The organism is Rhodopirellula sp. P2 (assembly GCF_028768465.1).
Classification (GTDB): Bacteria; Planctomycetota; Planctomycetia; order Pirellulales; family Pirellulaceae; genus Rhodopirellula.
The window spans coordinates 3,155,249-3,180,212 of sequence record NZ_CP118225.1 but is presented as its reverse complement, the minus strand read 5'-3'; the positions used below and the strand labels follow the sequence as shown (position 1 = coordinate 3,180,212).

18 protein-coding genes are annotated in these 24,964 nt (G+C 58.0%); 4 read left to right on the top strand and 14 right to left on the bottom strand.

Annotated elements, in window-relative coordinates:
• Positions 1-79: 79 nt before the first annotated feature.
• The 5 genes from PSR62_RS11235 to galE all read right to left on the bottom strand — a co-directional run bounded on the left by PSR62_RS11235 (position 80) and on the right by galE (position 6,682).
• On the bottom strand, positions 80-709 hold the full coding sequence (locus tag PSR62_RS11235; protein ID WP_274407835.1) for a hypothetical protein: 630 nt from the start codon (positions 707-709) through the stop codon (positions 80-82).
• A 20-nt stretch (positions 710-729) separates the two neighbouring features.
• The gene (locus PSR62_RS11230; RefSeq protein ID WP_274407834.1) at positions 730-1,560 is read right to left on the bottom strand and encodes a MotA/TolQ/ExbB proton channel family protein; all 831 of its coding nucleotides are present in this window, start codon (positions 1,558-1,560) and stop codon (positions 730-732) included.
• A complete protein-coding gene (locus tag PSR62_RS11225; protein ID WP_274407833.1) occupies positions 1,557-3,377 on the bottom strand; it encodes a hypothetical protein in 1,821 nt (606 codons plus the stop codon). The genes PSR62_RS11230 and PSR62_RS11225 overlap by 4 nt, the downstream gene beginning before the upstream one ends.
• Positions 3,374-5,569, bottom strand: coding sequence for a hypothetical protein (locus PSR62_RS11220; RefSeq protein ID WP_274407832.1), 2,196 nt, complete (start codon positions 5,567-5,569; stop codon positions 3,374-3,376). The genes PSR62_RS11225 and PSR62_RS11220 overlap by 4 nt, the downstream gene beginning before the upstream one ends.
• Positions 5,570-5,695: 126 nt before the next feature.
• Complete coding sequence (gene galE / locus PSR62_RS11215) at positions 5,696-6,682, bottom strand: UDP-glucose 4-epimerase GalE (protein WP_274407831.1); 987 nt, start codon at positions 6,680-6,682, stop codon at positions 5,696-5,698.
• Between the two features lie 140 nt (positions 6,683-6,822).
• On the opposite strand from galE, the gene xerD reads away from it, so the two are divergent.
• On the top strand, positions 6,823-7,776 hold the full coding sequence (xerD, locus tag PSR62_RS11210) for a site-specific tyrosine recombinase XerD (protein WP_274407830.1): 954 nt from the start codon (positions 6,823-6,825) through the stop codon (positions 7,774-7,776).
• Between the two features lie 145 nt (positions 7,777-7,921).
• On the opposite strand, the gene PSR62_RS11205 is transcribed toward xerD, so the two are convergent.
• The 3 genes from PSR62_RS11205 to PSR62_RS11195 form a co-directional block, all read right to left on the bottom strand.
• Entirely contained in the window at positions 7,922-9,100 is a 1,179-nt protein-coding gene (locus tag PSR62_RS11205; protein WP_274407829.1) for a beta-ketoacyl-ACP synthase III, read from the bottom strand.
• A 201-nt stretch (positions 9,101-9,301) separates the two neighbouring features.
• Positions 9,302-9,619 carry an HU family DNA-binding protein gene (locus PSR62_RS11200; protein ID WP_047813421.1) on the bottom strand — a complete coding sequence of 106 codons (318 nt, stop codon included), beginning with the start codon at positions 9,617-9,619 and terminating at the stop codon, positions 9,302-9,304.
• 173 nt (positions 9,620-9,792) lie between these two features.
• Positions 9,793-14,412: an Ig-like domain-containing protein gene (locus PSR62_RS11195; RefSeq protein WP_274407828.1), complete on the bottom strand. Its 4,620-nt coding sequence runs from the start codon at positions 14,410-14,412 to the stop codon at positions 9,793-9,795.
• A gap of 715 nt (positions 14,413-15,127) precedes the next feature.
• Between PSR62_RS11195 and PSR62_RS11190 the strand changes: the two genes are divergently transcribed.
• Positions 15,128-15,574 carry a YbjN domain-containing protein gene (locus PSR62_RS11190; RefSeq protein ID WP_236696080.1) on the top strand — a complete coding sequence of 149 codons (447 nt, stop codon included), beginning with the start codon at positions 15,128-15,130 and terminating at the stop codon, positions 15,572-15,574.
• Positions 15,575-15,731: 157 nt separating this feature from the next.
• Here PSR62_RS11190 and ahcY read toward each other — a convergent pair whose 3' ends face one another.
• A complete protein-coding gene (ahcY, locus tag PSR62_RS11185) occupies positions 15,732-17,078 on the bottom strand; it encodes an adenosylhomocysteinase (protein ID WP_274407827.1) in 1,347 nt (448 codons plus the stop codon).
• A 354-nt stretch (positions 17,079-17,432) separates the two neighbouring features.
• Between ahcY and PSR62_RS11180 the strand changes: the two genes are divergently transcribed.
• Entirely contained in the window at positions 17,433-19,967 is a 2,535-nt protein-coding gene (locus PSR62_RS11180) for a PSD1 and planctomycete cytochrome C domain-containing protein (protein WP_274407826.1), read from the top strand.
• Here PSR62_RS11180 and PSR62_RS11175 read toward each other — a convergent pair.
• From PSR62_RS11175 to PSR62_RS11160, 4 genes are all read right to left on the bottom strand, one after another.
• Positions 19,964-20,824 (bottom strand): alpha/beta hydrolase family protein, encoded by an 861-nt coding sequence (locus PSR62_RS11175; protein WP_274407825.1) that lies wholly within the window; start codon positions 20,822-20,824, stop codon positions 19,964-19,966. The two genes, PSR62_RS11180 and PSR62_RS11175, sit on opposite strands and share 4 nt — an antisense overlap.
• Positions 20,821-21,858 carry a flotillin-like protein FloA gene (gene floA / locus PSR62_RS11170; RefSeq protein WP_274407824.1) on the bottom strand — a complete coding sequence of 346 codons (1,038 nt, stop codon included), beginning with the start codon at positions 21,856-21,858 and terminating at the stop codon, positions 20,821-20,823. The genes PSR62_RS11175 and floA overlap by 4 nt, the downstream gene beginning before the upstream one ends.
• Positions 21,859-21,988: 130 nt before the next feature.
• Positions 21,989-22,801, bottom strand: coding sequence for a HisA/HisF-related TIM barrel protein (locus tag PSR62_RS11165; protein WP_274407823.1), 813 nt, complete (start codon positions 22,799-22,801; stop codon positions 21,989-21,991).
• A complete protein-coding gene (locus tag PSR62_RS11160) occupies positions 22,798-23,442 on the bottom strand; it encodes a DUF2617 family protein (RefSeq protein ID WP_274407822.1) in 645 nt (214 codons plus the stop codon). Before PSR62_RS11160 ends, PSR62_RS11165 begins: the two co-directional genes overlap by 4 nt.
• A 187-nt stretch (positions 23,443-23,629) precedes the next feature.
• On the opposite strand from PSR62_RS11160, the gene PSR62_RS11155 reads away from it, so the two are divergent.
• Positions 23,630-24,208: an anthranilate synthase component II gene (locus PSR62_RS11155; protein WP_274407821.1), complete on the top strand. Its 579-nt coding sequence runs from the start codon at positions 23,630-23,632 to the stop codon at positions 24,206-24,208.
• Positions 24,209-24,445: 237 nt separating this feature from the next.
• Here the strand turns inward: PSR62_RS11155 and PSR62_RS11150 are convergent, their stop codons facing one another.
• Positions 24,446-24,961: an NUDIX hydrolase gene (locus tag PSR62_RS11150; protein WP_274407820.1), complete on the bottom strand. Its 516-nt coding sequence runs from the start codon at positions 24,959-24,961 to the stop codon at positions 24,446-24,448.
• Positions 24,962-24,964 lie beyond the last annotated feature (3 nt).

Genomic DNA, 24,964 nt, shown 5'->3' with positions numbered 1-24,964 from the left:
AGGGAAGGGGAGGGGGGGGCAGGACAGATCAAACCAACTGACAAGCGATCCAGTCCCTGGCGAGGTGGGATCCTTCAGTTTACTCGCGGGAGGCTTGCAGACCACTCTGCATCAGCTCAACCGCACGCAATCGCAACTGGTAAACCAGACTCTCGACCGGCAGCATTTCGGCCGGCGGCTTCGCGAGATCTTCGCCGGTGACAATTCGCGGAGTCCGTTCGGCTTTCCGTGACGGAATCGCCTTCTCCAATCTTCGTGCGGTCGCCAACAATTGTTCAGCCAAACGAAACGAGGCGGCAGGACCGGACAAGGAACCGACATCCTTCGTGCCAGGCCCAGAGACCTTTGACCGCTGATCAGCCGGATCCGAAAGCGGATCGATTTCGGAATCCAAGACCGACCCATCCAGCACGCTTCCACGTCTCTGAATGATGTTCAACACGTCATCCAACATTCCATCGCCGGTTGGAACGGGAGCGTCGCCCTCAAGAGCCTTTTGGATTTTCTCCGCTGCCCGATCGGACGGTGGAACGACCGGCCTCTCGACTGTCGGCAACTCCAACTTTTTCCAATCATCAACCGGTGGCTGGGCGATCGCCGATGTCGCGACCAATGCCAAAGCCATGGCGGGCACGACCCTGCCACACCGACACGCTGCTTCGGGGAGCGATTGTTTGCCGAATGACTCTTGGCCCAGACGCTTTTTCATTGATCCATCCGTTGGTCGATTCATCGGGTTCCATCCTGTTCGGGAGGCGGTGCTTTTCGGCCGGGCATTTGAGCGGGCGGCACGGCGACAATCCGGCCGCCACCAGGAGTGCTGGCTGAGACCAACCGGGACGCCGCCGCAGCACGACGACGAAGCGGAGCCAAGGCTCGATCCGCATGCATTGTGACATCGGACAACAACGCGTCCACTCGATTTCGCAGCACACCCGACGCGGCAAGTGCTGGAATCGCCACCAGCAACCCACCGACGGTTGTGACCAGAGCCTGATAAATCCCCTCTGCCAAATCTCCCGCACCAGCAGCACCACGAGTCGCGGCGACTTGGCGAAACGCGAAAATCATCCCCGTCACCGTCCCCAGCAACCCGACCATTGGTGCCAGGTTGGCAATCATCGCCAGATAATCGATTCGTCGAAGCATCCGGGAGGACTGATCGACCAATGCGTCTTCGACCGACTTTTCAACTTCCGGCCATCCATATTCGCGATGGTTCAATCCAACCGAGATGACCCCCGCCAGAACACTCGGATTCTGACGCAGCAAGGTTTCAGCTTCTGCCAATCGCGACGACTGGAGCGCCGTTGCCACGCCGCCGCTGAGCTTGTCCGGCACCACATCACGCCGTCGCAGAGCCAACGATTGATCGACCACCAAGTAAACAGCCGCAATGCTGAAGGCAAGCAACACGAACAAGATCATCAAGCCCGGGATTCCACCGCTGGTCACAATCGACCAAATGGAGTCCGGCTTTGCTGCCGGCACCTCTCCCTCCGCCAGAACCTGCAACAAAAGCATGTTTTCATTCAGATCATGAAGCACACTTCCCATCATTGCCTCTCCTCCCCGGTTCGTCCCACGGACAGCAAAAACTCCGCATCCGCGAGCAACGGATCACTCCACGCCAATCGCAACACCCCGTCACGCTGCAGCTTTTGCACCAAGTGCTCATGTTCACCTCGCAATCGGTCTTCGATCCGATCAACTCGCCCCTTGGCTTGTGCCCAGGACAAAATCAACATCGAAAAAACAGCCATCGGCAACACCGACAGCAGCAGACTGGTCAGCATCATCGACATGTCAGGACGAGGAAACTTGTTCAAGTCACCGGCCACGCCTTCGGCCTGCAGCACATCTCGCATCGTCGAATAACTGGCATCGAAATAACCTCGATAAAGTGCCACCAGCGGCCCGGTCATCAACAACCAAAACAGCAGCGTCCCGGCCAACCCAGCGGCATTAGCAAACCAAGTCGTCGTGGCCCCCTGACTGATCGCGGTATCAAACGATTTCTGCGAGGACTCTTGCAACGTTTCGATCCCAGCCAAGGAAGCGACCGGCGTGTCGGGAGAGGATTCCAGGTCCGCTTCAATGGAACCGTGGCGCAACTGATTCAGCTCCGCACGAAATCGCCGCGCCATGGGCCCCAGTCGATCAGCCACGGACGCCGCCGTTCGCTGCCGCAGTCCACTTCGCAAGTCCATGTCCGCAGCACGTTGATCACTCAGATTCCGGGCTCCCGCGTAGACCGCGCCAATCAACGAGGGCAGGGATCCAGACAAAGACAGCAGCACACGATCCCAGGCTCCATGGGTCAAATTCAACAGCGACAACACCGTTCGATAGGGGAACCAGATCGCGGCGGTGTCCGCCATCAACGACAGTCGCAGTCGACTCCGGATCGCGGCTCGCAGAGGCGTCGTCCCGCCGAGCAGTGTCCCGGCCACTTCCGATGGCAACCGAGTGGCTTCCGCGTTCAATCGGTCCACCGCGCTCGTCAATTCGGGCAACTGAGTTTGCAACACCGAGGCGACGGCGGCCGAAAAACGTGCGTCGAGCGCGGACAACCGTGTGCTGCGACGCTGATCGCCTCCCCCCGACTCACAGATCGCTTCCTCGATTCGGCGTCCCAATGTTTCGGCCAACTGAATCCCGATTTCGTCTTCGCCCTGCTCAACAATCTCGAAATCACGGACGATCACCGCGGGAGCGATCTGGCTCTGCGGGGCAGTCGATCGCAACCGAGCCACCAAAGCCTCCACGTCGGCATCGAGCGAATCATCGTTGACGTCCGCCATGTTGATCACGGGAATCACAACGGAGCCTTCGGAGGCCGCGGCCAACCCCGAAACCCGCTGGCTTCGCAATTGATCACGACGAATCACCATCACCAAAACAGACGCAGTCGACAAAGCCCGTTGAGCAACGCCAGCGATTGCTCGCCGGTCGTCGGTTGCCCCCGGAGCATCGACCAACAAGTAAGGCGAACCGATCGATCGCATTTTCCCGGCGTCGCAGGCGATGAACCGCTCATGGCGCGCGTCCAAGTCCGCGGGTGGCTGGGGCCCAATCCACGTCAACTTCTCCGTGGCTTCGTCCAGCGAATTGCCACTGCGTATGGCATCGACCGGACCGCCACGAATCATTTGCCGAACCAACCAAGATTTGCCTTGGCCGGTGGCCCCCACGACCGCCACCACCACCGAACTGGACACGCGATCGGTCAAAATCATCTCGCGAGCTTCCGCGTGATCGCGACAAAGCTCCCCGATCTCTCGACCGGTTTGACTGTTCCCAAGCACACGATCGGCCGCGCGATGGACTCGCTGCAAGAACCGATCCCCCGAGTCATCCATCACAACCGCATTCATCGTTTGGCTCCCGATTCGCTGGATGAGTCACCGGCACGTTTTTTCGCCCCCGAGGGCCGCGGCAGCAATCGCTTCAGTTCCGAAACAAACTCATCCCGCACACGAAACAATGACACCATCTTCTCAGGTGGCTCGCCGCTTGTAATTCGCGATGGTGGCAACGTCACATTGGCGTTGCCCACTCGGACATCCATCGGTGGATCTGGCCTGGCCACCCCCAGTTCGTCACACAGCACTGCCAAGAAGTCCGCCAATTGTTGCCGGGCGGCTTGCTGACTGACGTCTTGCGTCCCGCGATTGGCAGCCCACATCGTTGACATGATCGTCAGTCCCGCGGCGGCGAGCATTTCCGGAATCGATGCCGCAAGAATCGCGTTGGCCCCCAAGTCGACGGGGATCATCAGGACCGCGCCGAAGGTGGCGAACAGTGCCGCCAGGGGAGTCAAACCGGTCGCGATTTTTCGATGCACGGGAACCTCCGCCCACATTTGCCGGACCGCCGTGTCGAGCCGTCGAGGATCCAACGTCGTGAAGTCGTCTTGTTCGAATCGCAGAACCGCTCGCTCGACAGGTTCCCGGAACACCGAAACATCGGCTTCCGATGCTGAACGACCACTTGATTCGGACGCGAGATGCGTCAGCACCGTCGTTCCCCCGTGGCGTTCGATCTCGTTGATCAATCCCGTCGGCTCGATCAAGCCACCATATTCGCCACTTCGAAATCGCCCCTTGATGTCGTCCGCGGCGCGACGTGAAACCGCCGTTGGGGTCAGGTTGCGAATGAAGTCCCCCGCCCCACCGACCACGCGTCGAAGCGTCGAGTTGAGCCGCACGCCCCAGCGGGCATACCACGGCGCGGTGGCTGCAAACGATTCACTGAGCTGTCGTATGATTCGCTCGCTTTGGTGCAATCGCAGCTCGATCACTTCACCGCCAATCTTTCGATGAGCGAAATACTCCAGCGCCGAATCCAACAACACCTGTTGGCACTGGCGAGTTTTCTCGAAGGACTCGTCAGCATCACGACGAATGGATTCGACCCCCTGATTCCAAATCGCATCTTCCAGGTTGATACGAAGAGCCTGATGCAACTGCGAGAACAGCACACCGCGATCCAGTTTGGACGGCAACGCCTGCAACAAACGATCCTCTTCGATGACCGCTGGTGGATTGTGATCGGGGTCTTCGCTGACCGCGAAAAAGACGGGAAGTGGTTCCGGTTCGTGCTCGCGTTGCAAATCGGATTCGGCCGGCACCATCGCCTCGTGCTGCGGGTGCTGTTCGCCCAAGGCTGGTATGAACGGACGACTCGAGGGAACATCAAAATCGTAGGCGGCGTACAGCGTGGCAACACCGTACCGCTTGACCAGCGGATCGAATGTCTCGTGAACCTGATCTGGCGTTTGCCGTGGCCGCACTTTGTTGACCGCCAACATGCGAGGCACACCGGGCATCAAATCCGACGCGATCCGCAGCAAATCGGCCAAGGTCGTGTCACGTGAAGACTCCGCTCCGGTGACAATTAAAAACGCGGAACACAACGTCGCCGCACGGCCCAGCAACTCGCGTCGTTGCTCGGGCGACCCCAATCCGAACTCCTCGTCGGAAACGATGTCCGGACAATCCAGCAAACCAACACCGACGTCGTCCAGCCCGGGGTCGGTCGCCAGCAACGGCACCGACAACAACGACGCATCGCCATCTCGATTGTTGTACTGCTCTGCCGCCACCTCCGGATCCAGTGCCAACTCCTCGGGGGCGTTCCCCAAAGAGTCACCAATTCGCGTGATCAGCAAACTCCAAAGCTCCACGTCCGATCGCCAGCTCTGCGGCAGCCACAGCACAAACCGATGGGTCCCCTGCCGGTTGCTGGTGCCACGCAACGTGCGTCGTTGCCCAGCGGATGAGAGGAACGAACTGACCAGGCTTGTCTTGCCGCTGTTCAACATCCCTGAAACAGCGATGGTGGGTCGGTCGACCAACTTCGACGCCGTGTGCAGTCGGCGACCGGCCGCCAACGTGGCGAGGGATTGAGCGTTCTCAATCCGCCGCAGCGCCGTCAGATAGCTTTCTCGCCCCTCGTAGGGCGCGATGCGTGCCACCGCCGCTCGTCGATCATCGTCTTCCAACAAAGACAACAACGCCGGCCAATCCACCGACGGATCTTTTGTGGAACGTCGCAATGGAAACATGAACGAATCGACGCCAACGACTTAACAATGAAACAGAACGTGGCGTACCAAACCCGCCGGGACCTCTATCATCATGATTCAATTCGACAACGACAACCAGTCGGAGGAGCTCTCAGAGCGATCCCGTCAAACCGTGTCGTAACCCTGGGGGTGTGCTTGGTGCCAATTCCAAGCCGTCTTCACGATGTCCTGGATCTCGGTGTACCGGGGTTTCCAACCCAGCACTTCCCCCGCCAATTTCGCATCGGCAATCAGCTCCGCAGGGTCGCCAGGACGACGCTGCCCCATCACTTCGGGGATCGGATGCCCAGTCACGGAGCGGCATGCATCAACGATTTCTCGAACGCTGGTGCCTCGGCCTGTCCCCAGGTTCACTTTGATGCCTTCCCCCGGAACCAACCGGTCGAGAGCCCGCAGGTGAGCATCTCCCAGGTCGTCGACGTGGATGTAGTCGCGGATGCATGTGCCATCCGGCGTGGGATAATCATCGCCGAAGATCGAAATCGATTCACGTTGCCCCAAAGCCACCTGCAACACGATCGGGATCAAATGCGATTCGGGGTCGTGATGTTCACCAATCGTTCCATCGGGGCGTGCTCCGGCGGCGTTGAAGTATCGCAGCGCCGCGTAGGCGAACCCGTAGGCGTGAGCGTAATCCGCCAACGCCTTTTCAATCACCAACTTCGAGAACCCGTAAGGATTGATCGGGTTCTGCGGCGTGGTCTCGGGGATCGGCACCGTCTCAGGTTGCCCGTAGGTCGCCGTGGTGCTGCTGAAGACAATGTTTTTGACATCCGCTGCACGCATTGCCTCCAACAAAGACAACGTTGCCACGACATTGTTCTGGTAGTAGATCGCCGGGTCACGGACCGATTCACCGACCTCGGCAAACGCGGCGAAGTGCATCACCGCATCGATCGAGTGTTCTTTCAACAGCGCCGTCAGCTTCGCCTGATCGCTCAGGTCTCCCTCGACCAGCAAGCCTTCCGGGACCGATTTGGCGTGGCCGCGTGACAGATTGTCAAACACGACCACTTCGTGACCGGCATCGAGCAACAAAGCGACCGCGTGGGACCCGATGTACCCGGCACCGCCGACGACGAAAACTTTCATGGGAAGAATCTTACGCTGGAGATGATTCGAGAAGAATTGACATTGGCGGCAACACGCCTCCAAGACGATAACTCATTGGAAACGTTTCGATGAAGTGCACATCCACAGTGCATCCCTGAACGCCGTGGAGCACCACTAGAGTGGCTAAACGACGCACAAAACTGCAGCAATTGCAGACCGGACAGACAGAATCGGCCGGTCCCTCGGCCGGTCAAGCGGTTTGTGATGAATTTTTGGTTTACTTGAAACGCGAATGTCATCTGGCCGACAACACCATCTCCGCCTATGGGCGCGACATGAAACGGTTTGTCACCTGGATGGACGGACGCCGTCCCGCGGACCTGACAATCACCGAATTGTCGGACTTCGTCGCCTCCCTGCACGGCGAAGGGCTGGCTCCCGCGTCCATCTCCCGAGCGATTGTGGCGATCCGGACGTTCTTCCGGTATCTGCAACTCGAAGGCATCACGGTCGACAACCCGGCCGAACTGCTGGCGACGCAGAAGGCTTGGCAACGCATGCCGGGCGTGCTCTCGCCCAACGAAGTCGAAGCATTCCTCTCCGCCGTCAAAAAGTCCGATTCCTTCTGGCAGCGCGATCGTGCGTTGCTGGAAGTGCTCTACGCAACCGGTTGCCGTGCGTCCGAGGTCTGCACGCTTCGCGTTCGAGACTTGACGCTCGAGGAACGCACCCTGCGCTGTCACGGGAAGGGAGACAAACAACGCATGGTCCCCATCGGCGGCGGGGCGATTCGGGCAATCCAGCTGTACCTCGAAGAGAGCCGACAGCTCCTGGCGGATCGCAACCCCGGTCAAGTCGACGAACTGTTCCTCTCAAGAAGCGGCAAAGCACTGGATCGAATCCAACTGTGGCGGTTGGTGAAACGCTATGCCAAGCGGGCGGGAATCTCGGACGAGATCAGCCCCCACAGTTTGCGTCACAGCTTCGCGACGCACTTGCTGGCCGGTGGTGCTGACCTGCGGCAGGTCCAAGAGATGCTGGGACACGCCAGCATTCAAACGACCCAGATCTACACCCACGTCGAACACTCGCGATTGCAACGCGTGCACCGAGAGTTTCATCCCCGGGCGTGATCGACACCAATCGCACTGACTAAGCAGGTACGCAGGTGTCATCGGGTATGTGAGCCGTTGGCGTTAGCCACGGTTTTCACGCGCAGCCCAGGCTAACGCCCAAACGGCTCACATGGTTGTGCCCGATCCATTCCAGCCGACCTGCTTACCAACGCAGCAGCGCGGTGCCCCAGGCTAAGCCCGCACCAAATCCGCACAGCAACAACAGGTCGCCTTCTTTCAAGCGTCCCTCGCGAGCAGCTTCATCGAGTGCCAGCGGGATGCTCGCCCCCGAGGTGTTGCCGTACTTGTCGAGGTTCACGAACACCTTCTCAGGCGGCACGTTCAAATCCGACACGGCGGAATCAATGATTCGCTGGTTGGCTTGGTGCAAGACCACCAACCCGAGTTGATCGGAAGATACGTTGGCGGCATTCAAAACATCTTTGGCACTCTCGTCAAAGATTCGCACCGCCCACTTGAACACTCCCCGACCATCCATCTGCAGATAGCGACTGGCAGCGGGATCGGACTCGGCCGTGATCGGCGTTCGTGAACCGCCCGCAGGGATGCACAGCATCTCGCCACCGCAACCTTCGCTGCCAAGTTGATACGCCAGCAATCCATCGGCTTGGATGCCTGGGTCGCTGGACTCACGCTCGCCATCAGAGGGCGGGGAATCATCCACGTTGGAGGGCACCAACAAAGCGGCGCCAGCCGCATCCCCAAACAACGGGTAGGTTTTCTTGTCTTCGGGATCCACCGTGCGGCTCATCAAGTCCGCACCGATGACCAACACGTTGCGAGCGTTGCCGTTGGAAACAAACTGCGCCCCGGTGACGAGTGCGTACATGAACCCAGCGCAGGCGGCGCCAATGTCCATCGCGGGCGCGACGGCACCGAGCCGGCGTTGCAAGTGACAGGCCGTCGAAGGCGTGGGATGATCCGGTGTGATCGTGGCAACGAGGATCAGGTCAACCTCGTCGATCGAGACATTGGCATTCTCGAGACAACGAAGCGCCGCTTCGTAGCAAAGATCGCTGGTCGCTTGATCGGGTTCCGCATGTCGACGCTGCAAGATACCGGTGCGGCGCACGATCCAGTCGCTGTCACACCCCAGCGCAGCCAGGTCTTCGTTGGTGACGATTCGCTCGGGAACATACGATCCCGTCCCAGCAATCCGAACCCCTTTCAGTTTGCCCATGCGACCGCGAGTGGCCTTCTTGCGAGGCCTCGATCCAGGACCTGTGTTGTGTTGGACGTTTGTCGCTTCGGCGGGGGATTCTTCGTTCACAGATTTCGCGGCCACGTCAGGGGCGGTGGCATTCGAGGAGGTTTCGATCATGTTGCCGCCGAGAAAAGATCACGGATGAAAAGTGGGTGAAGTATAGCGGGATTGCGTCTCGCTGGCATCCCGATCAATGACCACCGAAGTCGAACGGAAACACATCGCTCACACCATCCAAGCACAAACGAAAACTGCCCCGCAACGCAGATCGCGTTGCAGGGCAGTCATTTCTTACTTCGAAGGAAGCTGATTCGCCGATCAGATCATTTCCTTCAGGCCCTTCAGTGGGCGGATGGTCAGTTTCTTGCTGGCGGGCTTGGGTGCCAACCAGATTTCTTCGCCGTTGGCAGGGTTGCGACCTTTTCGCTTTGGCTTGGCGGGAACGTCCTTCAACACGATCTTGCAAAGACCGGGGATAGCGAATTGTCCAGGGCCACCCTTTTGCAGCGACTTCTCGATTTCACCAGCCAACGAGTCGAGGACAGCAGCAACGTCTTTCTTGGTCAGTTCGGTCTCTTCTGCAATGTTGGCGATGATTTGAGTCTTCGTCGGTGGTTTGGGCGGTACTTTGGCCATGAGCGGCACCTGCAAAAATGGGTGAACTAAATAGTGAATAGGAGTTAGAACGTTGGGATTCCCCTCCGATGCGGCACAAGTGTTATGTCCCGCATGGTCCGGCCGCAACCCTTCCAAAGGGCGAAAACACCGTGATTTTCAGCCTTTTTCGGTTTTTGAGGGTCGAATCAGGGTCAGTTTGCCCCAGAACCGCCTGTCAAGACCTCATCCACGGCTTCGCCGAGCAATCGGGGTTGGCCCGTGATGCCGCTGGCAACCACCTCTTCGGTGCCCGAAATTCGGGTCAAACGGGTGCTGACATCGGGCATCGCGGCATCGACTTGGCTGGCTTCATCGGCCCCTGCAACGACCTTCTGAGCCCCCTCTGAAAGGATCTCAATGGGTTCGCCAGACGGTTCCACACTGCTTTGAACACGCGTGGTCCCGAGCTCGCTGACAGGCACCATCGCATCCGCAACGGTCACTGCCGATGCCAATGGTTCTCCGGCGGCTTGTGTTGACTGCGTGCTCGCCGCTGCGGCTGCACTGGACGAAGGTGTTTCCAGCTCAAACCCCGACTCGTCGAAGTTGAGAATCACCAATCGATAATCACCGACTTGGCCGCGAACCTCCAAGGCCCTGCCATCGCTCACGTCCGCCGTCCCGCTGACCTGAGCAGTGGTGGTCGCTCCATCGGTGGTCGTCGACTCGGTCGCACTGACCGTGATGCTGGTGGCCGCTGCATTGAGCGACAATTCCAAGTCGCTCAAACGCGAATCCGCCGCGTCGCTGGACTGCATGTACAAGGCATTGCTGCCCGGCAAGACTGCCGCGACCACACGCAGTGCCGGCGCGGAACCGAACCAATCATTCACTCGAATGTACTGCGGCAACAATCGCCCGAAGCTCAGCGAAAGTTCTTCATCGGACTCATCGGCACCGCTTTCAATGTCGATCTCGCGAGCCTCCTCGCCACCTTCAAAGAACGGCACCGCAGGAATGCTCAGTTTGTACGAACCGGGCAACATATCCGGAACACTGACCGTGCCACCCGAAACCACGACGGAAGAATCCGACAATGGAATGGAAACCGTTTCACCGCGAGCGTTGGTGCCAGTCAAAATGGCGGCGTCATAGAAACTGCTCGACAACGCACCGATCGAATCAAACGTGAAGTTGAACGTCCGGGCCAGGTAGTCCGCAACATTCACTGTGATCGTGGCTGTGGAACTGGACAGCCCACCAGCATCTTGAACTTGGTAAGTGAACGTGTCGGTGCCAGTGAAGGTGCTGGTCGGCGGCGTGTACAAAACGCTGGAACCGTCTGAACTCACTGTCACTGTCCCGCCCGCCGTTGGCGTGCTGAGGTTGACGAACTGCAACACCTCGCCGACATCGACATTGCTCGGCAGATCGCTTCGCGTGATCACGGCCTCGTTGCTTGTGCCCCGCACGGTATCGACCGTGATGCTTTCGGCAACCGGTGCGTCGTTCACCGCGGTTACCGTGAAGGTCACTGTCGCCGTCGACAGTCCACCGCCGGTATCGCGAATGGTGTAGGTCACCGTTTCGGTGCCGTTGAAATTCGCTGCGGGTTTGTAGGAGAGCCCCGTTCCGCTGTTGGCGATCGAAACTTGACCTCCGTTGGATGCCGACCCCACGCCCGTGATCGTGAACGATTCGTTGTCCGCGTCCGTTGTGTCATTGGCGAGAACATCGTAGGTCACCGCAGCGGAGTCTTCCAAAATCGTTCCCGTGACAGGGAAAGAATCATTGACTGCGGTGGGTGCGTTGTCATCGCTCTGGATGTTCACGGTCACCTGCACAGTGTCCGTGCTGGTTCCATCGCTGAGTGTGTACTGGAACGTGTCCGTTCCAATGAAGTTGGCTGGCGGCGTGTAGTTGATCGACAGACCGTTGGAGGCAATGCTCAACGTGCCGCCGTTGCTGGCGGTGCCAACGGCGGTGATCGTCAGCGTTTCGCCGGGGTCGGCGGTGGACGCTTCGTTGGCCAACACATCCAACGTGTTCTGCCCTGATCCTGAAATCACGGTGAACGTGTCATCCACGCCCACGGGTGGATTGTTCGCATTGACGTCGCCAACGGTCAGCGTGGTGCTGCCGTAGTTGATCGAACCGGCGGGCAAACGATCGTTGTTGAAAAACAACAACGTTTCATTGGCACTCACGTCAGCCGGGTTGGTGGTGAAGGTCAACGAACCATCCGAGATCGCACGCATGCGAACAATCGCCATCACGGACTCTTCTTCATTCGTTGGCGAGAACCGACTGCTCGCCGATCCGATTTCGTTGAACAATCCGCTGGTCAACGTGCCACGTGGCAAGAAATCAAAATCGCTGTCGTATTCAATGGAAGTGCCCGGGACGAAATCAGCGATTGAGGAATCAAACTCGATGTCGGCATAAGCAGAATAGATCCCACCGAGGTCCTCGCGTGGCCGAGCGTCCACACCGATCAACTGCAGGAAGAACTCTTGCCCCACATCAACCGAGTCAATCGTGTTGCCATCCAAGTCCGTCAGCCGCACCTCCAGCCGCGCCAAAGCCTCCTCGGCAACCGTCACGGCAAACGATTCCGTGTAGGTGTTGCCGGCTAAGTCACGGATCTCGACGGTGAAGTCATTCGAGCCCAATTGCGCCGTGGTGGGCGTCCAGTTGATGATCCCGGTTGAGGAACCGATCGTGGCTCCGGCGGGGAAAACGGTCAAACTGTAGGTCGCTCCGCTGCCCTCTTCGCTGCTGGCCAGGTTCGCTTGGTAAGCCGCTCCCACATTGCCTGTGGACGAGTTGGCTGGCAAGGTGAACGAGGGGTCGGTGCGGTCCAGCGTGACGGACAGTGCCGTCGACGTGCCGCTGGTCACACCGTTGACGATCTGACGAGCAGCCAGACTATAGGTGCCATCGCCAATCGCAGCCAAGTTGCTGGTCGTGATCGCGATCGATCCGCCCGTGGCAGTGCCAACCCCAACCACGGTGTTGTCAGCCGTGTTGATGATCTGCACGGTTGCCCCAGTGGTCACACCGCTGACGTCAAACGTCAACGACGCCGCATTGGTCAAGTTGTCACCGCTGCTGTTGCCAGTGTCCGATGACGACCGCAGGTCCAGCGATGACGGTGCCGCCGGTGCTTGTGTGTTGTCGTCCGTGAATGTGAACACCAAACTTTGCAGGTCGGAGTTGGAAGCCGCATTGGATGCCGCCGCCACTCCCACGGTCAGCGATACCGTTTGCGTTCCCGCAACGCCGGCGGCGGGTGTCACTTCCAGCAGTCCGGTCGATGCGTTGACCGTGGCGGTGCCTCCGGTCACGCCACCGCTGATGAAGTACTGAACCGCATCGTCCTCGAGGTCAAAGCTCTCCAACTGCAACTCCACCGGAGCTGTTTTGGGGGACGAGGCCGGGACGCTGATGTCCTCCAGGTAAGGCTGAGCATTGCGACGATCCGATGGCGGATCCGTGATCGTCACTGGAACCACCTGATCGTACGAGTTCCCGTCGGAGTCGGTGATGGTCACCGTCACCGTGGTGCTGCCCGTTCCCCCCAGTCCCTTCAGCATGATCACCGAGTTCTCGGTGTCGTTGAACACCGTCGCGTTGTTGATCACAATGTCGGTGGTTGGCTTGTTCGACGTGCTGTTGTTGACCTGCATGTTGCTGATCGCCTCACGAACGTCTTCTCCTTCGACCAACTGACCAAACACCGAGTGATTGAAGTCGAGGAAATCAGTTTCCACTTCCGTGATGAAGAACTGCGAGTCGTTCGTGTCATCCGACGATTTCGCGAATGACAAAACGCCCGTTCGGTTGTGCTGCAAATCGGGATGAAATTGATCGTCGAAGTCACCCAGGTCGGAACCGCCCGTTCCAGTGCCGGTCGGATCACCACCTTGGATCACAAAACCGTTGACAACTCGGTGGAAAATGATCCCATCGTAAAAGCCACTGTTGGCCAACTCGATGACTCGTGCGGTTGGACGCTCGGCACGCTGCTCGAACAACTCGAACACCATGTCTCCAAATCCGTCCATGTCCAAACGGAGCGAGCGGTTCCCGCTCAACACGGTCGCTTCCACCAAATTTGGATTGGCCACCGAGACGGTCACAGTCAGCGGACCACCTTCGGCATCGTAACCGTCGATCGGAATATGAAGCGGCGAACCAAGCTCCACCGTTTGCGCGCCGATGGTCTCGAACGATGGATTTTCGTTGTCTGAAGTCGGAATGGCGACTCCGCTGCGGGTGCTCAGGGTTTCCAGCGATTGAACCCCGGTCAGCCGAGTTCCATCGGGGAACACCCAGGTTGGATATTCGCTGATGTTCAGCGAAGCGAACTGCGAATCTTGCGTTCGATCGGGAAGCGTGACCTCCACGAACGGAAGATCGTCGCCACCATCTTCGAACAATTGCTTTTGCTGTGTGCAGGCAGGGCACCAGTGGGCACCGTAGAAAGTCACCCCAGCCGCATCCAAGTCCTTCGCGAATTGGACCAAGTCCTGGCCGGGCTCGCCTTCGGCAGCTCGGTCGGACGTCCCGCGATCGGTCGAAGAACTCTCCACAGCAGCCGACGACTCGCCCGCTGAACCGAAGAACCCTTCGGTTGCAAAGAGTTCGACATCGCCCGCCATCATCTGGCGTTTTTCCAGCGATTCCAGCTGCAAGCGTCCTCGCTGGACAGCCTCGCCAACGGGTGCAGGGGACGTTCCTTGAATCCAAGACATCAAACGATGCCGAACTTGAGCTCGGAACGATTGCTTGGAGTCGGTTGGACGGCGAGAAGAATTGTCGAAGTTCATCGGCGGAATTTTCTTCAGCTGAAGGAGTTCCAGACTTGGTCGCTGCCCCTGAAAGTTCAGGGCCCAAAAATCTGGGGGGATATCGGTGGTTATTCGACGACTGGCAGTCGTTGTGACAAGGTTTTTCGGCACAGCCGCGCCGGTCAAGCTAATCGGTACGGTTTAACGCATCGTTTCAGGTTAAAGGCAGCACCGACGAGGATCCAAACTCAACCGACGCTTCCACCGTTTTCTGCGTGAAAACCGTGTGGAATGTTTCGATTTTGACGCTTGCCGAGCGAGTCGAAGCCGCAGCCATGACGACACGCTCCAGTGAAAAGGGGACTTTCGCGTCCTCCATTCGACGTTTTTCGAGCCCATTTGGTTCCAAGCGAACCGGCGGGGTGGGCAGTTGATGTCAATCAGCCAACAGAAACGACCCCCAGTGACCGGCCCCCAGTGACCGGCCCCCAGTGACCGGCCCGCCCAGTGAACGCCCGCCCAGCGAACGCCCGGCCAGTCGAGGCACCTCCCGATTCACGCCAGGCCCGAAACGCCTCCACCAGGGGGTTTGCTGATGCGGGTCGACTCCACTCCGATTGCCCGTCATGATGAATCGGGAACGAAGCTGCCCTGGTCGCGAACCATCCAAGGCAAATCACCGTCGAAAGATTGGAGCTTGGCCGAGCTTGCCCGTCTTTTCTGTTTGAATCACATCCACCGAGGAGCCGCCGGGATGTCTGCCCAAGTCGACCAGTTCTCTGCTTATTTGGACCGCGGAGGGATCAACTACGAACAGGACAGCGAGAACAACTTCTTTCGAATGATGTTCGACGGAAAACACGGCGACATTCGTGTGCTGATCGTGGTCGAGGACGCCCTGATCCAGGCTTTCTCTCATCCCGCCAACAAAATCCCAGAGAACAACCGACGATCCATCGCCGAAGCGGTCTGCCGCGCGAATTACGGATTGAAAATCGGAAGTTTCGAACTCGACATGGAAGACGGCGAACTGCGGTACCAAACTTCGATCCCGCTGAGCGATGACTTTCCCGACGACGACGTGCTGGACCACATTCTGTACGTGGGCGGTGCAATGGTCGATCGCTACGTCCCCGCCTTTCTGTCCATCATCTACGGCAACGAAGATGTGAAGCTGGCGATCGAAGCCGCCGAACTGTAACGCAAATTTTGAAGTTGCGCTTTGGCAGTCGGTTTTGTTGGCCAACGGCCATTCAATGAAAAAACGCAAACGCCCCACTTGAACAACAAAAACAGCCGGCTGGGAAGCTTCCCAGCCGGCTGTTTTTTGATCCGTTCAAACTGCGAAAATTCGCGGCTTAATAGCGGTAGTGATTGGGCTTGTAAGGACCTTCCACTGGCACACCGATGTAATCGGCTTGCTCTTGAGTCAGCTTGGTCAACTTCACGCCGATGGCGTCCAAGTGCAGGCGGGCGACTTCTTCGTCCAACTCTTTGGGCAACAAGTAAACCTGAACACCGTACTTGTCGTTGTCACGGTTCTGGAACAGCTCCAACTGTGCCAACACCTGGTTGGTGAACGAGCTGCTCATGACAAAGCTGGGGTGCCCTGTGGCACAGCCCAAGTTCACCAAACGGCCCTTGGCCAAGATGATGATGCTTCGACCGGTGTCACTGAACGTGAAGCGGTCCACCGCACCGATGTCGGATGGCTTGATTTCGCTCAACGTCGCTTTGCCGTCGGCAACTTGTTGCTCAGCCCAGGCGATGTCGATTTCGGTGTCGAAGTGACCGATGTTGCAAAGGATCGCATCGTTGGGCATTTGCTTCATGTGCTCGCCCAAGATGATGTCTTTGTTGCCCGTCGTGGTGACGTACAAACGACCTTCTTTGCAGGCCTCTTCCATCGTGGTGACTTCGAAGCCTTCCATCGCCGCTTGCAACGCGTTGATGGGGTCGACTTCGGTGACCAAAACGCGGCAGCCATAGCTCTTCAAGCTGTGTGCACAGCCCTTTCCAACGTCGCCGTAGCCGCAAACCACGGCCACTTTGCCGGCCAACATCACGTCGGTCGCACGCTTGACACCATCCGCCAAAGATTCGCGGCAACCATACAGGTTGTCGAACTTGCTCTTGGTCGCGGAGTCATTGACGTTGATCGAAGGCACACGCAACTTGCCCGTTTTGTTCAACACTTCCAAGCGGTGAACGCCGGCAGTGGTCTCTTCGCTGATCCCGTGGATGTTGTCGAGCAATTCAGGGAATCGATCGTGCACCATGGCGGTCAAATCGCCACCATCGTCCAAGATCATGTTGAGTTTTTCGCCGGAGGGGAAATCCAACGTTTGCTCGATGCACCAATCGAACTCTTCGTCCGTCATGCCCTTCCAGGCGTAGACGGGGATTCCAGCGGCAGCGATGGCGGCGGCAGCGTGATCCTGGGTGCTGAAAATATTACAGCTGCTCCAAGTCACCTCGGCCCCCAGTTCGACCAACGTCTCGATCAGAACCGCGGTTTGGATGGTCATGTGCAAGCAACCAGCAATGCGAGCCCCTTTCAAAGGCTTTTCCGCACCGTACTTGCTCCGAAGCGCCATCAAACCTGGCATTTCGTTCTCGGCCAATTCAATTTCTTTGCGACCGTAATCGGCCAGCGAAATGTCTTTGACCTTGTAAGGCAACTTTGTCGTTTCAACTTGTGACACTGCTTCTGTCTCTCAATCGTGGTGAATGAACCAACACTTCAAAACAGCCCCAAAACGACGGGCGTCAGAGGGGTTGGGGACCGATCACAGGGACTCCCGCTGGTCCACAATCCGCCGCACGCAACGTCGTCAGGCACGGGCTGACCGGAAAAACATCCGGTTGGCTGGTTCAGAAAGCGCGCAGAGTATAAGCGAACCAGTTTTTTTGCCATCCCCAATTGAGCGTTCCAATTCAGATCTTTCGTTTCGCAAACGATCGCCGATAGGATATACTGGCTTGCATCGGACGCGATTCTTTCTAAGAAATAGCGTCACAGCCAATCCTCCCGCCCATCTCGCCCTCACGAGTCTCGCATGAACGCAATCTGCGGCCCCGCCCTCATGCTCGCCGAATCGACCTCCGCCCTCCTCCAACCAGCGAAATGGATGGCCCGAATGGTCGGGTTCGCCGTGGCCGGTTCGTTCCTGCTCAGCCTGCCTGCCCAGGCGGAAGTCGATTATGCCAAGGAGATCAAACCGCTGCTGGCGAAACGCTGCTATTCCTGCCATGGCCCCGACCAAGCCGAGAGCGGACTGGGACTTCACCAAGCGGAAACTTCGTTCGTGGAAGGCGACTCGGGGGAGCGTCTGATCGTGCCCGGTGATCCAGAATCCAGCCACTTGCTGGAACGAATCGTGGCCAACGACGACTACGAATTGATGCCACCAGAAGGCGAACCGCTCAGCGAAGCCGAAGTCGAACGAATTCGGCTCTGGATCAAAGAAGGCGCGACATTCACCAAGCACTGGGCGTACGAACCGGTCCAGGACGTGTCCCCACCGAGCATGTCCGACGCGATCCAAAACCTCCTCGCTCAGGCAACCTCCAACGACCAAGCGGTCCAAATTGATCCCGTCGTTGAAGCTTGGCAACAATCCAATCACCCGGTCGACGCCTTTCTGCTGGACTCACTGCTCGCGGCGGGCCTGACGCCAAACGCCCCTGCGGATCGTCACACCCTGATCCGCCGAGTGACATTCGACTTAACAGGGTTGCCGCCCACACAGCAGGAAGTCGCCGAATTCGTCCACAACTCCGATCCGAAGGCGTATGAAAACCTGGTCGAACGTTTGCTTCGGTCGCCTCACTACGGTGAACGCTGGGGACGGCATTGGCTGGACCTGGTCCGCTACGCTGAAACCAACTCGTTTGAGCGGGACAATCCCAAACCCAACGCCTGGAAATATCGCGACTACGTCATTCGCTCGTTCAACGAAGACAAACCCTACGATCAATTCGTTCGCGAACAACTCGCAGGTGACTTGCAGGCTGAGGTCACGACGGAATCGCTGACCGCAACCGGCTACTTTCGGCTGGGCATCTGGGATGACGAACCCGCCGATCCATTGCAAGCGCGCTATGACGAACTGGACGATCTGGTCACCGTCACCGGACAAACCTTCTTGGGCCTGACCATCAACTGCGCTCGCTGCCACGATCACAAGATCGACCCGATTCCGCAAACAGACTACTACGGGATGCTGGCGTTCTTCGCAGACATCAGTCGTTACGGAACTCGCAGTGACCAAGTCAGCAACAACCAGATCGATGTCTCCGCCCCCGGCCTGAACGAAGCCTACGCAAAACTGGACGACCAGCAACGCAAACTGCGAGCCGAGGCCACCCAAATTGAACAAGACGGCATCACCAAGATGTCGGCTCCCGATCAACGCGCCACCGAAGGCCCCAAGCGTCAACGCGATCGCATCTTGAAGAAGAAGCTTCGTCCGCTGCTGACCCAAGAACAACGCAAGCGATACGACCAGATCCAATCAGAACTGGGGCTGATCGCCAAGCAACGCAACGAACTTCCCGATCGCGAACAGGTGCTCGGACTTGGCAAACTGCGCCCGATCGAAGAAACGTTCTTGCTGTTCCGAGGCAACCCACACTCCCCGACCGATTCCGTGACACCACGATTCCCGGAAGTCTTCCAGGAATCGCCGCCCGAAATGACTCCCCAGGAACGACGGCGTGTGTTTGCCGAGTGGGTGACCAGCCCTGAAAACCGACTGTCCTCTCGCGTGATGGCCAACCGAATTTGGCAGCACCATTTCGGACGCGGCATCGTTCGCTCGCCAAACAACTTCGGCGGCCTCGGTGTTCCTCCAACCCATCCGGAGTTGCTGGACTACTTGGCCAACCGCTTGGTTGATGGCGACTGGAAACTGAAGGACATGCACCGCTTGATCTGCACCAGCCAAGCCTACCAGATGTCCTCTGAGATCAAGGAAGCATCCGCGGCCATCGATCCAGGCAACGACCTGTTTTGGAAATTTGATGCACGACGCTTGAGCGCCGAAGAAGTTCGCGACTCGATCTTGGCCGTCAACGAGTCACTCAACCGCGAAAGTTACGGACCGAGCTTCTACCCGACCCTGTCGGCGGAAGTCATGGCAGGCCAATCGAAGCCCGGTCAGGGTTGGGGAAACTCCAGTGAAGCAGAACGCAACCGACGCAGTGTTTACATCCACGTCAAACGCTCGCTGCTCTCTCCGCTCCTATCAGCATTCGACTTTCCCGAACCGGACACGACATGCGAAGCGCGGTTTGCGACTCTGCAACCTGGGCAAGCGATGTCGCTGCTCAACAGTGACTTCATTCATGAAGAAGCTGACAAGCTCGCCAAGTCCGTTCACGCCAGATTGCCTGGCCAATCCAACGCCCAATCGTTTGTCGCCGCCGTGATCGAACAAGTCTTGATGCGTCCGGCACTCGATGTTGAAATCGAAGAAGGCGTCGAACTGATCGACGAATTGATCACCAAGTACGAGGTTGGCCCCGACCGGGCAAACGCGTTGTACGCCTTGAGTGTGCTGAACTGGAACGAGTTCGTGTTCGTGTTCTAGTGGTAACGGCTCAGAAAAGCGGCCGCGGTGTCAGCGACCCAGATCGCATCGCCGGGGTGTCGGATCAGCAAGTGATCGGCCCCGGAAAGAGTCACCACGCTGCAACTGGACCGCTCGTTCTCGCCACCAATCAAACTGGCAATTCGCAGTGCATGGTCGTAGCCCACCGTCTCGTCGGTGGGCGAATGAAAGACCATGACCTGGGCCTCAACCTTGGGCAACTGATCGGCGAGTTGGTGCGAGCGAAAATCCTCCAGCATCTCTCGCCGGATGCTCCAGCGTCGACCGCCAATCTCAACTTCGCCGATTCCCACTTCCTGAATCGTCGGATCCATTCGATCCAGCAAATTCGCAAGGTGAACGGTGTCACTGGGAGCCGCGATGGCAACAACCGCTTGCAAGGTGGATGGACGCGCCGCTTCATCCGAGGCAATCGCAAGCGACGCCGCACCACCAAAGCTGTGCCCAATCAAACCGGTCACGGCCCCCAATTCGGATCCTGCAAACTGAATCGCCGCCTGCAGGTCCGCTTGGTTGGAAGTGAAGTGAGTGCGAGAGAAATCACCATCGCTGCCTCCCAACCCAGTCAGGTCGTATCGCAACACGGCGACACCCAATTCCGCCAAACGTCGGGAAACCCTGGCGATCGCCTTCAAGTCCTTGCTACACGTGAAGCAGTGACTGAAGACGGCAACGGGGACATCGATGAGTGCGTCCTTCGTCAGACGATCGCGAGGACGATCGACGATCCCAGCCAACTCAAACCCATTGCCTCCGGGAAATCGAACACGATAGGAATGACGTTCAAAAGGTCCTTCCATCGGTTCGCCAATGGTGGCTCGAATACTTGAACTCACGCCGAGCCTTCTGCGGGTGCCCCGTTGGAAACATTCCCGATCCGGCCAGCCTTGAAGGCTTCTGCCATGGCTCGGGGAACGTCCGCTTCCGCCAAAACCAAGCGGGCACGGTTCTCAGACACGCGAGCTTTCATCAACTGCTCCGCGGCGATCGCCTCGGCCCGACGCCGTTCGGCTTGGGCACGAGCAACACGCGTGTCGGCTTCCGCTTGATCACTTTGCAAACGAGCTCCGATGTTTTCCCCAACATCAATGTCGGCGATGTCAATCGAAACAATCTCAAAGGCAGTCTGAGCATCGAGGCCGCGAGACAGGACCACTCGCGTGATCATGTCCGGGTTTTCCAACACCTTGAAATGGGTTTCCGCGGACCCAATTGAACTGATGATTGCTTCGCCCACACGAGCGATCACGGTGTCCTCCGTGGCACCACCAATCAATTGTTCGATGTTGGTCCGAACCGTCACGCGAGTTCTGACCCGCAGCTCAACACCGTTCTTGGTGATCGCACTCAACGTTGTCTTGCCACTGCGTTTGGGATCCGGGCAATCAATCACCTTGGGATACACGCTGGTTTGAACCGCGTCCAAGACATCGCGTCCAGCCAAATCGATCGCGGCCGCCTGGTCAAACTCCAACGGAATTTGAGCCCGGTGAGCTGCGATGATGGCATGAATGACATTCATCACGTTGCCACCGGCCAAGTAGTGGGCTTCCAAGCGATGGGTGCTGATTCCGTCGCGGCGACCGATGTCCAACCCAGCCTGCGCCGCCATCACCTTGGCCTGCACAATCACATTCGGATTGACCTTGGTGAAGTGCATGCGAATCAAATTCAACAACTGCACATCGGCATCCGACATGAACGCCTGAAACCACAGCTTTCCATACCGCAGAAAGAAGAATCCCAACAGGGCGACAAAGAACAGCGCCAGGAAAACGCCGACCAGCAGCAACAATGAACTGGAGTCCAGTCCGCCGCCCGGATTTTGCGCCAGCAAGTTCCAATCGTGAATCGAATCGATCATTGCCATGTTGTTTTCACTTGGTGAGTCAAATCAGAATCCCGCCGTTCCGTCCAAAATCGACACCGGCGAGCCTCCCAATGATAACAGTTTGACTGCGGCCTAGCGAAGCGGCAGCAGATCGCCAATCCAGTGGATTTCAAGAAGTCTTCGAGGCCACATCCGCAGCGGACGAAGGCAGCAAGGCCGACGCAATCAAAACTTCAGAATACCCCTCCGAGACAAGCTTCTGAACCTCCTCCGGGCAGCGTATCCCGCCCCCGGTGATCCAATTCACGCTGCGAAATTGCCGGACCAATCCCGAAAAAGTCTGGCAATCGCGAGGGCCCGATTCGCCGCCCACCGAAGCGACGTCCAATAAAATGGCCTCGCGAATGTTCCGATCGCTGGCGGACCGCATCCAATGCGTTGCCGAATCGGGACCGATAAATTGCCCGTCTCGAAAATCCAGACTGAGTGTGAGCTCGGACGCGGGAATCCATTCCAACATTCGATCCAACACGTCGATCGAGTCCGCTGATTCGCTGGCAATGATCCACCGAATGTCGGAGCCCGCCGGGATCGATGACCTCATCTGCGACATCCAATCGCGATCCGCTTGCGAAACGGATTCACGCCAACCGCAATCGATCCAAAGCGTTTCACCATCGCGCAGCTCAGCCGCAAGATTCAACAAAGCGTCGTCCTGGCGACCTTGGCACATCAATCCATCCAGGTCGGCGACATAGAACCGCTGGACACCAATCGATCGATACCACCTCAAGAGCGCGTTTTCGCCGGCGGGAAGACCAGCAACAGGTCGGTATCGGCTTCGCTGGCCCGCGATCCCATGAACCGCAACGCCATTCATCAGATCCAGGACGCCAATCAGCCGATCCAGCTGAGATTTCCATCGCTGCTGAAGTCGCTGCTGGGGCGGGCTTGGCAGGCGACGGTTTGAGTCGGCGTTCAAGCCGAAGCGGCGCCGGGTTCCGGCAAGGTGAACAACGATTCCACTTTGACGATCGCGTAGTCATCCGGGAATGTGTGAATCGCTTGGATCAACATCGAACGACGACGCGTTTCAATGTTGAGATAGCTGATCGCCCCCAGCGCCATCCGGCCACTGGAATCAAATCGATGAAGCAAACCTTCGGTGGGTCCCGTCCCCAATTGCTGGCCAACCATCCAGAACATTTTCGGATCGACGGTTTCAAGCTGGAAATGCGAGCGGTACGACAAACCGGATCGGCAGGTGGCTTCTTCTGTTCGGCTGCCTTTGAGCGATTGTCGAATCAAGCATCGACGCGAAGGCAAAGGCTGGTGAGCGCTGGTGGCAACCTCACACAGCGTGGTCGCTGCGGCGTCCGCCGTGGGCGCGGAATTGAACGTGACGACGTGACCGCAATTGGTCACTTCGATTTTGGCATCGTATCCATCGCGTTCAATTTTGCGTGTCTGGTGCACCAGAATGAGCTCTGGGTGCAGCGATCGGCTGAACAAGTGAAACGCAAGCTCAGCAACTTTGGGGCGAACCGAAAGCACGATGAAGAGTCCAATGAAGAGTTCGTATCTGTCTCGCCGCGAAGAAGGCTTCGCGACGCGGTCAGTCAATCATTATACGCTGTCTGGCTGAACCTTCTAAAGAGCGTTTACGTCTTGACTCGCCAAGAATATCCTTTCCTTTTGAATGTCACGAATTCATCTTGACATCCGTGTTCCGCCCGATTCGTCACTTCGACAGAACTCGCTCCGCCACTTATCCTGCAGCCTCCCTTTGCTGCCCCTCGGATTTGCCGCCATGATTTTGGTCATCGATAACTACGACTCGTTCACTTACAATCTGGTTCAGCGAATGGGCGAAATCGATCCCTCGGCGGACATTCGCGTCCATCGCAACGATGACCTCTCCCCCGATGAAATCGAAGCGCTGTCGCCCGAACGTTTGTTGATTTCGCCGGGCCCCTGCACCCCCACCGAAGCGGGCGTCAGTGTCGAATGCGTCCGGCGTTTTGCGGGCAAGTTTCCAATTCTGGGGGTTTGCTTGGGACACCAATCGATCGGGGAGGCCTTTGGTGCGACGATCATCCGAGCCCCCGAATTGATGCACGGTAAAACGGATGGCATCCATCACGACGACCAAGGCTTGTTTGCAGGTCTGACCAATCCGTTCACCGCCACCCGGTATCACTCGCTGGTCATCGACCCCCACACCGTTCCCGATGACCTGGTCGTCGGGGCCTGGACGGACACGGGCGGCAATCGGCAGATCATGGGTGTCCGCCACCGACAACACAAATTGGAAGGCTGGCAGTTCCACCCGGAAAGTTTTTTAACGGAACCGGGAATTGAACTGATTCGCCGTTTCTTGGCGTGGTGAGCCAATCGAAAAGAAATCCTTTCTCCACTCTGAGGGCGTGCCGTTTTATGGCCCGCTTTTCCACGGGGCCCCACATGGTGCACCTCTCCCGAAACGAAGTTTTGGGGGAGGTCGAACGACGCCGTTCAGGCTTGCGTGAGGGAGGGGGCCGAACATAGCACTTGAAAACGGCACGCCCCATTTCTCGGCGAATCGCCCGCTGAGAGACGCCCACCGGGAACTTTTCTTCGATCCGTTTCAAATTTTTTGAAACAGAAACGCCTGCAGACCAATCAGCGTTTTGGCGTCGCGAATTTGACACGACTGCACGAGCTCCAACAACTCGTCACGATGCATCAACTTGGTCTCAATTCGCTCGGTCGCTTCGAGTTGTTGCTCCCCCGCGGTGAGATCCTTGGCGACGACCAAGTGCATCAACTCGTTGCCCAACCCCGGTGCTGAGTAGAACTCACAGGCGACACTCAAATCCGCAGCTCGGTACCCGGTTTCTTCCGTCAATTCGCGAGCGGCCGTCACCAGCACGTCTTCTCCCGGGTCGCGGGTTCCCGCTGGCAACTCCAGCAGTGTTTCCCCCACCGCAGGACGCTCGTTTTCGATCATCACCAGGGTGTCATCGTCGACGAGCGGAAGCAGCACCACCGCCCCAGGATGCTGAATGAATTCGCGTCGATGTGACTGCCCGTCTCGACCGGGAAGATCGATCGCAATGACATCAAAACGACTACCGCGTAACAACACTTCGGGTTCAGACATGGG